Source organism: Marininema halotolerans (assembly GCF_900116235.1).
In the GTDB taxonomy this organism is placed as follows: Bacteria; Bacillota; Bacilli; order Thermoactinomycetales; family DSM-45169; genus Marininema; species Marininema halotolerans.
On record NZ_FPAA01000015.1, the window covers coordinates 16,231 to 29,754 of the forward strand.

14 protein-coding genes and 1 tRNA gene are annotated in these 13,524 nt (G+C 44.9%); 9 read left to right on the forward strand and 6 right to left on the reverse strand.

Annotation, left to right across the window (positions count from 1 at the left end; all coding sequences use genetic code 11):
* Positions 1-39 precede the first annotated feature (39 nt).
* Positions 40-741 carry an aspartate/glutamate racemase family protein gene (locus CHX35_RS15535; RefSeq protein ID WP_091839169.1) on the reverse strand — a complete coding sequence of 234 codons (702 nt, stop codon included), beginning with the start codon at positions 739-741 and terminating at the stop codon, positions 40-42.
* 24 nt (positions 742-765) lie between these two features.
* Positions 766-2,031 carry a helix-turn-helix domain-containing protein gene (locus tag CHX35_RS15540; RefSeq protein WP_091839172.1) on the reverse strand — a complete coding sequence of 422 codons (1,266 nt, stop codon included), beginning with the start codon at positions 2,029-2,031 and terminating at the stop codon, positions 766-768.
* Positions 2,032-2,221: 190 nt separating this feature from the next.
* Between CHX35_RS15540 and CHX35_RS15545 the strand changes: the two genes are divergently transcribed.
* Positions 2,222-3,004 carry a cyclase family protein gene (locus CHX35_RS15545; RefSeq protein WP_091839174.1) on the forward strand — a complete coding sequence of 261 codons (783 nt, stop codon included), beginning with the start codon at positions 2,222-2,224 and terminating at the stop codon, positions 3,002-3,004.
* 53 nt (positions 3,005-3,057) lie between these two features.
* On the opposite strand, the gene CHX35_RS15550 is transcribed toward CHX35_RS15545, so the two are convergent.
* The 4 genes from CHX35_RS15550 to CHX35_RS15565 form a co-directional block, all read right to left on the reverse strand.
* Positions 3,058-3,900, reverse strand: a complete 843-nt coding sequence (locus tag CHX35_RS15550; protein ID WP_091839177.1) for a hypothetical protein — start codon at positions 3,898-3,900, stop codon at positions 3,058-3,060.
* Between the two features lie 282 nt (positions 3,901-4,182).
* The gene (locus CHX35_RS15555; RefSeq protein ID WP_091839179.1) at positions 4,183-5,025 is read right to left on the reverse strand and encodes a hypothetical protein; all 843 of its coding nucleotides are present in this window, start codon (positions 5,023-5,025) and stop codon (positions 4,183-4,185) included.
* A gap of 312 nt (positions 5,026-5,337) precedes the next feature.
* A complete protein-coding gene (locus tag CHX35_RS15560) occupies positions 5,338-6,069 on the reverse strand; it encodes a hypothetical protein (RefSeq protein ID WP_091839182.1) in 732 nt (243 codons plus the stop codon).
* A 369-nt stretch (positions 6,070-6,438) separates the two neighbouring features.
* A complete protein-coding gene (locus CHX35_RS15565; RefSeq protein WP_091839183.1) occupies positions 6,439-7,281 on the reverse strand; it encodes a hypothetical protein in 843 nt (280 codons plus the stop codon).
* Positions 7,282-7,755: 474 nt separating this feature from the next.
* Between CHX35_RS15565 and CHX35_RS15570 the strand changes: the two genes are divergently transcribed.
* The 8 genes from CHX35_RS15570 to CHX35_RS15605 all read left to right on the forward strand — a co-directional run bounded on the left by CHX35_RS15570 (position 7,756) and on the right by CHX35_RS15605 (position 13,438).
* Positions 7,756-8,202, forward strand: coding sequence for a MarR family winged helix-turn-helix transcriptional regulator (locus CHX35_RS15570; RefSeq protein ID WP_091839186.1), 447 nt, complete (start codon positions 7,756-7,758; stop codon positions 8,200-8,202).
* 150 nt (positions 8,203-8,352) lie between these two features.
* Positions 8,353-9,195, forward strand: coding sequence for a glutamate racemase (gene racE / locus CHX35_RS15575; RefSeq protein WP_091839189.1), 843 nt, complete (start codon positions 8,353-8,355; stop codon positions 9,193-9,195).
* Positions 9,196-9,356: 161 nt separating this feature from the next.
* Entirely contained in the window at positions 9,357-10,433 is a 1,077-nt protein-coding gene (locus tag CHX35_RS15580; protein ID WP_091839192.1) for a GerMN domain-containing protein, read from the forward strand.
* 140 nt (positions 10,434-10,573) lie between these two features.
* Positions 10,574-11,386 (forward strand): ribonuclease PH, encoded by an 813-nt coding sequence (gene rph, locus CHX35_RS15585; RefSeq protein WP_091839194.1) that lies wholly within the window; start codon positions 10,574-10,576, stop codon positions 11,384-11,386.
* Entirely contained in the window at positions 11,316-11,951 is a 636-nt protein-coding gene (locus CHX35_RS15590; protein WP_091839197.1) for an XTP/dITP diphosphatase, read from the forward strand. Before rph ends, CHX35_RS15590 begins: the two co-directional genes overlap by 71 nt.
* A 19-nt stretch (positions 11,952-11,970) precedes the next feature.
* A complete protein-coding gene (locus CHX35_RS15595; protein WP_091839200.1) occupies positions 11,971-12,495 on the forward strand; it encodes a metallophosphoesterase family protein in 525 nt (174 codons plus the stop codon).
* Positions 12,496-12,533: 38 nt separating this feature from the next.
* Positions 12,534-12,610: transfer RNA gene (locus CHX35_RS15600), tRNA-Arg, on the forward strand.
* Positions 12,611-12,871: 261 nt separating this feature from the next.
* The gene (locus tag CHX35_RS15605) at positions 12,872-13,438 is read left to right on the forward strand and encodes a nucleotidyltransferase family protein (RefSeq protein WP_176392135.1); all 567 of its coding nucleotides are present in this window, start codon (positions 12,872-12,874) and stop codon (positions 13,436-13,438) included.
* Positions 13,439-13,524: the final 86 nt, after the last annotated feature.

Consider the following 13,524-nt stretch of genomic DNA (forward strand, 5'->3'; position numbering starts at 1 on the left):
AATATATAACCAGTTGTTGTTCGTGATAATGCTAGGCGACTATCGAAGGTGTTGTTCTTTTACATAACGTTTCACTAACCCTTTCGCAAGGGCCTGCGTGGAATCAATCATCGTCAGGGATGTCCATTGCGTATAAAGGGTCAAATCGGTACAAACAATGATTACCTCAGAAACCCCTTGTTGAATAAACTCTCTCTCGATGTTCTTCCATTGAGAGAGAGTTTCCTGATGAACCCCTCGTTTTTTTGTAGCAACGATCAACTCATCGATTGATTGCTGCAAGGTCGCATTCCAGTAGACGTCTCGATGCAATCGCGCCAGTTGTGTTTGATAAAGTCCACTTTCAATCATGCTTCGTGTTCCTAATAATCCGATCGTTGCGGAGGTCGTCTCAAGGCATCCGATGGTTTCGTCAATGATGTTAAGAAGAGGAAGTGAAGTCATCTCACACAGTTGCTCATAGTATTGATGTACCACATTGCATGGGATCGCGATGATCGCGCACTGGGCAGAGGTTAATGCATCCATCCCCACTTGTAAGGAACGGATCATGCTGGGATGATCTAACGGTTTCTTGGGATGAAAAGGTGTCGGTAGCGAGTATACCATCATATGGGGGAAGTCCTCATCCCACTGGGCACCGTATTGATGCTCACATTCATCGAGAACATATTCAAGAAAGGGTGCGGTCGAGCGTGGTCCCATCCCTGCTAGAATTCCAATTCGGTAGATCGATGACATCAGTGTCACTCCATTTGATAGCGATTAGGTAGCATAATATAGTTGGGCTGAGCATTGGGCTTCTAAGAGTCGTATGGCTTCTTTTTCCTTTGGGTATGAAGAGTCCTTTGCGATGAGCATGGCATGTTTGCAAAATTGAAGCGCTTGCTCATAGTCACCCTGATAGACATGTTTTTTAATAAGCAATTGCCATATGGAAAGGGTATCATCCGCTGAGTGACATTGTTCAAGAGAGCGAGTCAGGTGTTCATCAGCCATGCTCCACTCTCTTTCTTCAAGATAAAGTTCTCCTAGATGACGATGGGCCTTGGAAATGAGGTGTTTTTGCGAAGTTTTAGCAGACAGCTTTAGTGCCGTTTCAAAACAATCCTTTGCCAGATCCCACTCGTTGTTTTGATAGGAAAGTTCGCCTAAGGTGGTCCATAAGGTCATACTCATATCAGGGTCACGACTTTGGCGTGCAAGGTAGATACCATCCCCAATAATGGCGATTGCTCCATCACCACAGTTCTTCTGGTGAAGAAGTTGCCCGTATAAATTAATTAATTCCAACAACAGTCGTGTTACGGGGATTTCTTTGCGCTCCGTCCATAGCTTTTCTGCGTTTGCAAAGGCAGTATCGGTTTGGCCAATATGATGTAAGTAGTTGATTTGATCAATAAGCAAGCGATATTTAGGATAGGTACGAATGCCTTGATCAACATAAGTTGTTAATCCCTGTGCAATGTTGTGCAAAGCTTCTTCAGTCTTTCTCTTTTGATGGGCGATGAGTGCTAAATGGCGGTAGGACATGGACTCAATATTTAAATAAGACCATTCGGGTTGTGCATGGGATTGGATGATCGAATCGTGAAAGCATTGGATCGCTTGATCGACCTTATCCTTTTTCAAGAGATAGATTCCTTTAAAATAGGGGCGAGCAATGGCATAAAGTGAGTCATTACGCATGTTTAGATCGTTAATGCGCTCAATTCCCTCGGGTTGATCGTTCAGTTCCACTAAGGTCTGAGTCTCTAAAATTCTAAAATATAATTCGTTGCCTGTAAGTGTAAATGAATCCTCCTGTTCAATTTCTTCAGTTAATTGTTGCAGGATATCTTCCCATGAATAACCTAATTTGTTCACTATTTTCTTGGCAGTATCCATGGATTGTTGTTCGTTGCGCTCAAATAACGAAATGGTAAATGGGGAGAGATTTTCATCCGCTAAATCTTCAAGACGCAATTTCTTTGATTTTCTTAAATTTCTTAAAAAATCCCCTAAATAGGTGGGTAGATTCTTTTCGTTCATAGACATCGCCTTCTTTTAATTTGATATAGAAGATAGTTGTATCAGGTAAGTGATTAATAACAATCAAGAGCATGACTAAGAGAGTAACATTTAATTGTGATATAATACAACCGAAAATTGTTTAAAAAATATGAATCGAGAGGGTGATCGCATGCCATCCACGAACGACCGTACAAGTTGAGAGACCTATGTGAGAAATGGCGTTCAAACGACACTTATCGACTTAAGTGATCGGTTAAACAATGAGAGTTCCCCGTACGAATGGAATTCACACGATATAAAATATTTTAATCATGATCAGGCAAATACACAAGCAAAGAGCTTATTTGGGGACCACTACGATGTTTTTCCAGATGGAGATGGCTGGGCGACGGAAGAAGTGACTCTGAGTACCCACTCAGGAACCCATATCGATGCGCCTTACCACTATGGGCCACTGTCAGCGGGGCAACCCGCCAAAACGATCGACCATGTGCCGCTTCAGTGGTGTTACGGGGATGGCGTGTTGCTCGACTTTCGTCACAAAGAAATTGGCGAGGGGATCAGCGATGACGATATTGAGAAGGAGTTAGAACGGATTCACTACAAAATCAAACCCTTTGATATTGTTCTTATCCATACCGGTGCCTCTAAGGAATTTGGACGTCCAAACTATGCGTTGAAGCAACCGGGATTGTTCCGCTCAGCAGTTGAGTACTTGGTTACACAGGGGGTGAAGCTGATAGGCATCGATGCTTGGGGGTTAGATCGGCCTTTTGATCGGATGGCAGAGGAAGCCAAAAACGGAAAGGGGCAATTTTGGGAAGCGCATTTGTTTGGTCGGGAGGTAGAATATTGTCAAATTGAAAGGCTATGTAACTTGGATCAGATTCCTCATCCCTTTGGGTTTACCATTCAAGCATTCCCGATTCTAATTGCAGGAGCTAGCGCGGGGTGGAGTAGAGTGGTTGCTATCATTGAAGAAGAAGGATAAGGGTGGCAACAAAAAAACTCCCACAATGAAAGTGGGAGTTTTCCAATGAAAGATTAGTCCTGATCGGCGTAATAGCGATAGATTAAGTAGTCTTCGAAATTACTATTGGGAAAGTTATTTTCTAATTGGAGTAACAAATCTAATTCGTTTTTATCTGTATACAAAAAAGATGACGGTGCCGTTGTTGAGCCATGATAAGCAATCCTGCGCCCGTCACGACCTTCAGCGAGAGTATAGCCCTTATTGGGATAGGCGATCAATCGCCCGTCACTGCCTTCCATGATGAAATAGCCCGAATTGGGGTAGGCAATCCTGCGCCCGTCACGACCTTCAGCGAGAGTATAGCCCGAATTGGGATAGGCGATCAATCGTCCGTCACTGCCTTCCGTGATGAAATAGCCCGAATTGGGGTAGGCAATCCTGCGCCCGTCACGACCTTCAGCGAGAGTATAGCCCTTATTGGGATAGGCGATCAATCGCCCGTCACTGCCTTCCGTGATGAAATAGCCCTTATTGGGATAGGCAATCCTGCGCCCGTCACGACCTTCAGCGAGAGTATAGCCCGAATTGGGATAGGCGATCAATCGCCCGTCACTGCCTTCCGTGATGAAATAGCCCTTACTGGGATAGGCAATCCTGCGCCCGTCATTTCCTTCAGCGGTAGTATAGCCCTTATTGGGATAGGCGATCAATCGCCCGTCACTGCCTTCCATGGTGCGAAAGCCTGATTGGGGAAAGGCAATCAAGTGTCCATCGTGACCCATATTGAAGGTGTCTGTAGCATGATCCTTCTCAAGGTGGACAACTAAGCCATCGGTGGTCTGTCCATAAGCGGTTGGTAAAGCAAGCATCATTCCAATTGTAAGCACCAAACCCATCAGCAAAAACTTTTTCATGATACCCTCCTGTTAAATAGTTTTTAGAAAAACCGATACAGAAAAATGGCAGGATGGAAGCGAGGATTCTGAAGCAGGGATGCACCTTGACTAACGTGCTGCCACGTAGAAGCATATCATAAGATGTGTCATTATTGAGATAATTTTAATTTTTATTATAAAATGCACCGTAAAACCCAGTATTTTTACCTTCTAGATAGCGGATCAATTAGGTACTTCCTTCGGTTATGGATGGAAACAAGAAAACTCCCACAATGAAAGTGGGAGTTTTCCAATGGAAGGTTAGTCCTGATCGGCGAGATAGCGATAGATTAAGTAGTCTTCAAAATTGTTATTGGGAAAGCCTTTTTCTAATTGGAGTAATAAGTTTAATTCATTTTTATCTGCATACAAAAAAGATGACGGTGCCGTTGCTGAGTAATGATAGGAAAGGATGCGCCCATCTTGGCCCAGAACGGTACGATAACCTGTATCGGGGTAGGCGATTAATCGACCATCCCGCCCTTCGATGGTGCGATAGCCCGATTGGGGAAAGGCGATCATACGTCCATCGGAACCTTGATCCGTTCGATAGCCTGTATCGGGATAAGCGATCAATCGCCCATCGCGCCCTTGGATCGTTCGAAAACCGGATTGGGGAAAGGCAATCATACGTCCATCGGAACCCCAGTCTGTACGATAGCCTGTATCGGGAAAGGCGATCAAACGCCCATCCCGCCCTTCGGTGGTGCGAAAGCCTGATTGGGGAAAGGCAATCATATGTCCATCGGAACCCCAGTCTGTACGATAGCCTGTATCGGGAAAGGCGATCAAACGCCCATCCCGTCCTTCGGTGATGCGAAAACCGGATTGGGGAAAGGCAATCATACGTCCATCGGAACCCCAGTCTGTACGATAGCCTGTACCGGGGTAGGCGATTAATCGACCATCACGCCCTTCGATGGTGCGAAAGCCCGATTGGGGAAAGGCAATCAAGTGTCCATCGTGACCCATATTGAAGGTGTCTGTAGCATGATCCTTCTCAAGGTGGACAACTAAGCCATCCGTGGTCTGTCCGTAAGCGGTTGGTAAAGCAAGCATCATTCCAATTGTAAGTACCAAACTCATTAGCGAAATCTTTTTCATGATGCCCTCCTGTTAAAGGTTTTTTACATAAAACGGTAGTACAGAAGCAAGGAAAAGCCCGACTAACGAGTTGCAATCTAGATACAAGCCGTAAGGTGTATCATTATTTGATGATTTCAATAGTTATTATAAATACACCGTAAGACCCTTTAATTTGGAGCGGTCAGTGCATTTTTACATCCTCGTCAATGGGCTTCCACATGTCTCCGCGCTCCCACTTCTGGTTAATCAACACGCCTAGTTTAGGTATTAGTTATGGATCAAGAGACGAAAGAGTCCAACTAGAAAGGGGTTACCTGTTACTATGAAAGGTTAGTCTTGATCGGCGTAATAGCGATAGATTAAGTAGTCTTCGAAATTGCTATTGGGAAAGCCATTTTCTAATTGGAATAACAAATCGAGTTGGTTTTTATCTGCATACAAAAAAGATGACGGTATCGTTGCTGAGTCATGATAAGCAATCCTGCGGCCATCACTACCTTCATAGGTAGAATAGCCTGTATTGGGATAGGCGATCAAACGCCCATCGCGCCCTTGGATGGTGCGATAGCCGGATTGGGGAAAGGCAATCCTGCGGCCATCACTACCTTCATCGGTATAGTAGCCCGTGTGGGGATAGGCGATCAAACGCCCATCGCGTCCTTGGATGGTGCGATAGCCCTTATTGGGAAAGGCAATCCTGCGGCCATCACTACCTTCATCGGTATAGTAGCCCGTGTGGGGATAGGCGATCAAACGCCCATCGCGTCCTTGGATGGTGCGATAGCCGGATTGGGGAAAGGCAATCCTGCGGCCATCACTACCTTCATCGGTATAATAGCCCCCGGGATAGGCGATCAAACGCCCATCACGCCCTTGGGTGGTGCCAAAGCCCTTATAGGGGTAGGCAATCAAGTGTCCATCTCCCCCACTATCCACGATGTATCCAGCATGATCCTTCTCAAGATGGACAACTAAGCCATCGGTGATCTGTCCGTAAGCGGTTGGCAATGCCATCATCATTCCAATTGTAAGCACCAAACCCATCAGCCAAAACTTTTTCATAATACCCTCCTATTAAATAGTTTTTGAAAAAAGCTGTTACTGAAAAAAGGCATGACGTAAGTAAAAGCTTGATTCTGAAGCAAGGAAGCGCTTTCACTAACGAGTGGCCACCTAGAAGCATATCATAAGATGTGTCATTATTGAGATAATTTTAATTTTTATTATAAAATGCACACCGTAAAGCCCTTTATATTCACCTAGCTGAGATTTCTAGAAAATAGAAGGAGCTCACATCCATGGAGAGAATAAACCGAATTTGCAGAGTGAACTGATAAACGAAGGGGTAAATAGAGTAGTGCTATTATTAAAGAAAGAGTCTAATCGTGGAACAAGAAAACTCCCACAATGAAAGTGGGAGTTTTACGAAGATTAGTCCTGATCGGCGTAATAGCGATAGATTAAGTAGTCTTCGAAATTACTATTAGGAAAGCCATCTTCTAATTGGAGTAACATATCTAATTGGTTTTTATCTGCGTACAAAAAAGATGACGGTACCGTTGTTGAATCATGATAAGCAATCCTGCGCCCATCACTACCTTCATAGGTAGAATAGCCCGTATTGGGATAGGCAATCAAACGCCCATCGTGCCCTTGGATGGTGCGATAGCCCTGCATGGGAAAGGCAATCCTGCGCCCGTCATTTCCTTCAGCGGTAGTATAGCCCGTATTGGGGTAGGCGATCAAACGCCCATCGCGCCCTTGGAAGGTGCGATAGCCCTGCATGGGAAAGGCAATCCTGCGCCCATCATTTCCTTCAGCGGTAGTATAGCCCGTATTGGGGTAGGCGATCAAACGCCCATCCCGCCCTTGGAAGGTGCGATAGCCCTGCATGGGAAAGGCAATCCTGCGCCCATCATTTCCCTCAGCGGTAGTATAGCCCGTATTGGGGTAGGCGATCAAACGCCCATCGCGTCCTTGGATGGTGCGATAGCCCTGCATGGGAAAGGCAATCCTGCGCCCATCATTTCCTTCAGCGGTAGTATAGCCCGTATTGGGATAGGCGATCAAACGCCCATCCCGCCCTTGGAAGGTGCGATAACCCTTAGATGGAAAGGCAATCCTGCGCCCATCGCTCCCCGAAAAAACAGCGTCTCTACCAAAATCCTTCTCAAGGTGGACAACTAAGCCGTCGGTGGTCTGTCCGTAAGCGGTTGGCAATGCCATTACCATTCCAATTGTAAGCACCAAACCCATCAGCCAAAACTTTTTCATGATACCCTCCTAATTAAAGAGTATTTAGAGAAACCGTTACTGAAAAATGGCAGGACAAAAGCGAGAATTCTGAAGCAGGGGTGTGCCAGGACTAATGTGCTGCCACAGAAGCATATCATAAGATATGTCATTATTGAGATAATTTTAATTTTTATTATAAAACCCACGGCGAAATCCTGTATCTTTACCTTCTAGATAGCGGATCGATGTGTAGGGATTTTTCTTCGATTATGGATCAAAAGCAAAAAAGTCTTGGGATGCTTCAATTGGAGGATGTGTTTTTTGGAAAGGAACATTCAAGTTTTTCAATGGATAAGGGGTATGTACATTGATAGCGTTCAAGTGGAAAAGGAACCAAACTTGTATCCGATCCCCGCATCGTATAACATGAAGATAGATTTGCTGAATGTGATCGTAGCTTGAAGTACGGATCATATTTAGCTGAGACTTCTAGAAAATAGAAGGAGCTCATCCATGGAAAATAAACCGAATTTGCCAAGTGAATTGGTAACCGAAATTGAACGCTACGTACGGGAAATTAGCGTCGTTATCAAACGAAAAGGACGCGAAATTTTAAGTGAATTTCCAATTACCCCGCCACAATTTACTGCCCTTTTATGGTTGAATGAACAAGGGGATATGACGATTGGGGAACTATCGCAAAAGATGTTTCTTGCATGCAGTACGATGACGGATTTAGTGGACCGGATGGAGAAAAATGATGTGGTTGAACGCGTTCGTGATGAACGAGATCGCCGGGTCGTACGCATCCACCTTTTAGCAAAAGGGACATCGATTATTATGGAAGTGTTAGAGGCACGTCAAAAGTACTTGTCAGAAATGCTTTCTCATTTACCGCAGGAAGAAGTGGAAGGGATTGCGAAACATCTGGCAACCTTACATCACGAAATGCACCAATAAACCCCCGTGTTGATGGGGAGAATGTATTAAGAAAATTTGGTAACTTTTGGCAAGATCATCTCTCCTCTTTCCTTCATATAATAGGATATAGAGGCGATGTTGAAAACGACTTGCGCAATGCGGGCGTGAATTGGAGGCAGCAGAAGATCGATGGATCAGCATTTACCTCAGAGTGCAATTGGCATATTAGATTCCGGTGTCGGCGGATTGACGGTAGCGAGGGAAGTTTTTCGTCAATTGCCAAAAGAACGGGTACTTTATTTTGGGGATACGCTCCGGTGCCCTTATGGTCCTCGAACCCCTCAGGAAGTTAGACAATTTACCCTTGATATTGTTCATTTCTTAGCAAGGCTTCCATTAAAAGCGCTTGTGATCGCGTGTAACACAGCCACAGCTGTGGCATTACAAGCCGCTCGCGAACAATTTTCCATCCCTGTACTGGGTGTGATTGAACCAGGTGCTCGAGCCGCCATTAAAGTTTCCCATCAAGGTCGTATTGGTGTGATTGGAACGCAAGGAACGGTTCGCAGCTCGGCATATGAACAAGCATTAAAGCGAATTGACTCTGAATTATTTGTTTTAAGTCATGCTTGTCCAACACTCGTACCTCTTGTAGAGAGTGGCAATGGTTTTAGTGAAGATGCGAAACGAATAGTACGGCATGCACTGGCCCCTTTAAAGGGACACGAGTTGGATACATTAATTTTGGGCTGTACTCATTATCCACTCATTGCGGATTTGATTGGGCAGGAGATGGGTGAGGAGACGACTTTAATTAGTTCGGCTGAGGAGACTGCTCGGGAACTGTCCACGGTTCTTCATCATAAAGGACTATTAGCGGATGGTAGTCGCTTTCCGACAGGTGATCATCACTTTTTCATCAGTGGACAGCCTGCTTCCTTTCGACGGATTGCAGAAACATGGTTGGGTCGCCCCCTTGAAGTGGAGCAAGTTTCCCTGCAGTCCCTCGTACAAAATAAAACCGTCGGTTGAAAGAGGTTGGGAAGGAATTTCCCTCCTCTTTTTTTGATGTCCATAACCGTGTTTATCCATATGAATCTTGCTTTCTTTTCTTCTTAGACAAACAAGTGGGGATATTTTCGCTCGGGGCTCGTATACATGTATCAGAAACCTTGTCCCGGGAGGGGATTATCATGGGGAAAAAATGGTTAAAAGGGGCAGTTGCCCTGATTGCATTTCCTTTACTACTCTCTGGTTGTATGTTTGGGCCTGATCAAGAGGGAGCAACACCAATCGATCCACCACCTAAAAAAATGGACACCAATGAAAAAGATAAGAGCAATGAGAAGTCTAAGGAGAATCAATCTTCGGGAAAGACTGATAAGAAGGGCTCTACTGCTAAAGCTGCAAAAAAGAACGAGTTGGAACTCTATTTTATGACGGATTCAGGATATCTTGCACCGTATGCCCTTAATATTCCGAAGGTAGAAGGGATTGCAAAAGAGGCAGTAAAATATATGGTGAAAGATGGACCAGGGGAATCGATGCTTCCCAAGGGATTTAGCGGAATCCTGCCAAAAAATACACAGGTCAAAGGTTTGGAAATTAAAGAGGGGACGGCGACCATCAATTTATCGAAGGAATTTCTCTCTTATAAAAAAGAAATGGAAGGTGATATTTTATCCGCGATTACCTGGACATTGACTGGATTTGATTCGGTGAAAAGGGTAAATATTCAGGTGGATGGGAAAGCCCTCGAAACGATGCCGAAGGGAAAAAGTGCTGCCCAACATTTGACCCGTGCGGGTGGTATTAATGTAGAGTTGGCTCAGGGGATAGATGCCGCCCATAGCATGCCAGTCACCCTCTACTTCTTAGGTCAAACTCCAGAGAATGATATTTACTATGTTCCTGTCACCCGTATGATTAATCGCAGCAGCAATGTAGCAGAAGCGACTTTGAAAGAGTTAGTCAGAGGACCGCTAACCGGGTCGGATCTGGTGACTGCCCTTGCTGAGACAACAAAGGTAAATGGGGTTCAAGTCAAAGGAGATACGGCCATCGCCGACTTTGGCAAAGAGCTTCTCCAATACAGTGATAAGCATGAGGCATCAGAGGATGCGTTAAAAACCATTATTCTTTCATTAACTGAAAATAGTGCTGTGAAAAAAGTAAAAATCACGGTGGATGGAAAATCTGATGTCTCGGAAGATAAAAGTTTTGAAAAGCCGGTAAGTCGACCTGAAAAAGTAAATCCTGGCGGAATCTAAGTGAAAAAGGGATGAGATTAGATACCAGCGGCAAGATAGAAGAGGGGTGGGGAACCACCTCTTCTTCGTATAGTTTTTTCTGTTTTCGCTTCGATGCTCTATGGTATAATGATGAAACCTGAATTTTGGAGGGAATTGGATTGAGAGTAGACGGACGCATGCAAAATGAACTGAGACAAGTTGAAATGATTCCCGATTATATTAAGCACGCGGAAGGATCCGTCTACATATCGGTCGGGGACACCAAGGTACTCTGCACCGCTTCAGTAGAGGAGAGGGTTCCTCCGTTTCTACGTGGTTCGGGAAAGGGTTGGATCACGGCAGAATATGCGATGCTACCGCGGGCGACCCAAACACGGACCATTCGTGAATCCAGTAAGGGTAAAGTGGGCGGTCGGACAATGGAGATTCAGCGGTTGATCGGCCGGGCACTACGCTCCGTCATTCAATTGGATAAGCTGGGTGAACGGACGATCTGGTTGGATTGTGATGTGATTCAAGCAGATGGAGGGACCCGGACGACTTCCATCACAGGGGCTTACGTTGCCATGATTCTTGCTTTGCATCGGTTGGTAAAAGCAGGATCGCTACCGCGGTTACCTGTCACGGATTTCCTTGCGGCGACGAGTGTAGGGATTGTAAATGGTGTCCCGAGTCTTGATCTTTGCTATGCAGAGGATTCCCAAGCCCATGTTGATATGAATGTCGTGATGACAGGGGCGGGTAAATACGTAGAAGTTCAAGGAACAGGGGAGGAGTCCCCCTTTAGCCCCGAGGAGCTTACCCAATTACTTACCCTTGCCAAAGAAGGCACGGATCAATTGGTTGCCATGCAAAAAGAGATACTAAAGGAAGCGGCGTATGGAATCGGAGGAAATCGACATGCAGGAAACCAAAAAGAAGTGGGTGTGGAACGAGCTGGTCTTCGCAACACAAAACGCCCACAAAGTTGAAGAATTAGACGCGATTTTTAAAGAATCGTTAGGAATGCGAGTGATTGGCCTCCATAATTTACCCGATATCCCTGAGATCATTGAAGATCAAGACACCTTTGAAGGGAATGCCATAAAAAAAGCAGAAACCATCGCAGGTGTGCTGAATCGACCCGTTGCGGCGGATGATTCTGGATTAGCAGTGGCTGCCTTGAATGGAGCGCCGGGGGTGTATTCTGCACGTTATGCTGGGGAAAATGCCACGGATCGCGACAATAATCACAAGCTCTTAGAAGCAGTAAAAAGCATTGCGGAAGAAAAGCGGCAATGTGCTTTTGTGTGTGCCCTTGCTCTTGCTGTGCCAGGGGAACCCACTCAGACGGTACGGGGCGAAGTGTCTGGTAGGATTACATTGAATCCACGCGGAGAGCATGGTTTTGGCTATGACCCATTGGTTTATCTTCCGGAGCAAGATCGGACTGTGGCTCAACTGCTCCCGGAGGAGAAAAATCAGATCAGCCATCGCGCTGTAGCTGCGAAGAAGCTGATCCCCCTGTTGAAAAAGGCCTATTTATTTGATCTTTAATAGAAAGGAGGGGAATGAAATGCGCGTTCTCATTATCAGTGATACCCATGGCGAAGCGAAGCTTTTAAAGGAGGTCTGTCATCGTGTAGGTGCAGATCATGTCATCCATTGTGGGGATTTTACAACCGATGTTGCAGAATTGCCCACCGTTCCCCTCACTATTGTACAAGGGAACTGTGACTGGGAGGACGTCCCAAAGGATGTGCTTTGGGATGCGGGTCGCATTCGCTTTTATGTCACCCATGGTCATAAGTATCAGGTGAACTCTTCCCTGTTACCCATTCAGTATCGAGCTGAGGAAGTGGGTGCCCAAGTTGCATGCTTCGGGCATTCGCATTTTCCCGTCTGTGAGCAGGTTGGTAACCTCCTACTCCTCAATCCAGGGAGTATTACTTCGCCACGAGGATATCGGACACCTACCTATGCGGTGTTAGAGATACTCGGGGATCATTCTGTGGAGGTTCACTTTTACGACCCTAAGGATCAACGGGTTCCGGATCGTGGAGGAAAATATTACTTGACGAGTGATGATTCCATGTTATAAAATTATTCTGCATTGCGAAATACAAAGATTCTTGATAAGTCCCAGTAGCTCAGCTGGATAGAGCAACGGCCTTCTAAGCCGTTGGTCGGGGGTTCGAATCCCTCCTGGGACGCCACTTACATAACCATATAACCTTTGATATGACAAGGGTTTTGACAGAGAAGGGATGCTAACACAGATTAGAACGCTGTGGGAGCATTCCTTTTCATTATTTGAGGTCGTGAATAACCCTTTGTTCTTCTCCGATTCCAGACTGTTGATATGAACTATATATCATTACAGGTATGGGAAATTGGATCATGGAGGATGTGTGGGTACACAAGTGGACTTGCCATTGGCAAGGGTGGTTTTTACTTTAAAAAGTAGGTGTTATAGGGTGATCATCACAAAAGAAAGAGACATCGTAGATGTAATACAAAAGGATGACTGGATGATGGATTTATTAAGAGCTGTTCAAACATTGCATTTGCCTGATTGGTGGATATGTGCAGGTTTTGTTAGGTCAAAAATATGGGATGTAATACATAATTTTAGTACAAGAACACCTTTACCTGATATTGATGTTATATACTTTGATTCATCCAATACCGATGAATTAGAAGAAAAGAACATTGAAAGAGAGCTAACGTTCCTGATTTCCAACATCCCATGGTCTGTTAAAAATCAGGCAAGAATGCATGTTTTAAGTAATGCAGCTCCTTATGTATCATCCGTTGATGGTATATCCAAATTTCCTGAGACCGTAACTGCATTAGGAGTTAAATTAGATAAAAAAGATAATGTTGTTTTAACAGCTCCTTGGGGAATAGCGGATGTTGTAAATCTAAAAGTAAGACCAACCCCATACTATCTCGAGACAGATGAGAGAATTAACATTTATAAAAACAGAGTTACAAAAAAGGGTTGGGAATCAATCTGGAAAAAGTTAGAAATTTATAAATGAAAAAAACTTTAATCTAAATCAAGACTGTCGATTAATTTGAGTATTTAGCTCATTTACGCTGTCATCCTTTTCCTAGAGGAGATGAA

Coding starts and splice junctions, on each gene's coding strand:
- CHX35_RS15565 (WP_091839183.1), bottom strand. CDS start 7,281: ATGAAAAAGTTTTGGCTGATGGGTTTGGTGCTTACAATTGGAATGGTA.
- CHX35_RS15535 (WP_091839169.1), bottom strand. CDS start 741: ATGTCATCGATCTACCGAATTGGAATTCTAGCAGGGATGGGACCACGC.
- CHX35_RS15570 (WP_091839186.1), top strand. CDS start 7,756: ATGGAAAATAAACCGAATTTGCCAAGTGAATTGGTAACCGAAATTGAA.
- CHX35_RS15590 (WP_091839197.1), top strand. CDS start 11,316: ATGCAGGAAACCAAAAAGAAGTGGGTGTGGAACGAGCTGGTCTTCGCA.
- CHX35_RS15550 (WP_091839177.1), bottom strand. CDS start 3,900: ATGAAAAAGTTTTTGCTGATGGGTTTGGTGCTTACAATTGGAATGATG.
- CHX35_RS15580 (WP_091839192.1), top strand. CDS start 9,357: ATGGGGAAAAAATGGTTAAAAGGGGCAGTTGCCCTGATTGCATTTCCT.
- CHX35_RS15560 (WP_091839182.1), bottom strand. CDS start 6,069: ATGAAAAAGTTTTGGCTGATGGGTTTGGTGCTTACAATTGGAATGATG.
- CHX35_RS15540 (WP_091839172.1), bottom strand. CDS start 2,031: ATGAACGAAAAGAATCTACCCACCTATTTAGGGGATTTTTTAAGAAAT.
- CHX35_RS15555 (WP_091839179.1), bottom strand. CDS start 5,025: ATGAAAAAGATTTCGCTAATGAGTTTGGTACTTACAATTGGAATGATG.
- racE (WP_091839189.1), top strand. CDS start 8,353: ATGGATCAGCATTTACCTCAGAGTGCAATTGGCATATTAGATTCCGGT.
- CHX35_RS15595 (WP_091839200.1), top strand. CDS start 11,971: ATGCGCGTTCTCATTATCAGTGATACCCATGGCGAAGCGAAGCTTTTA.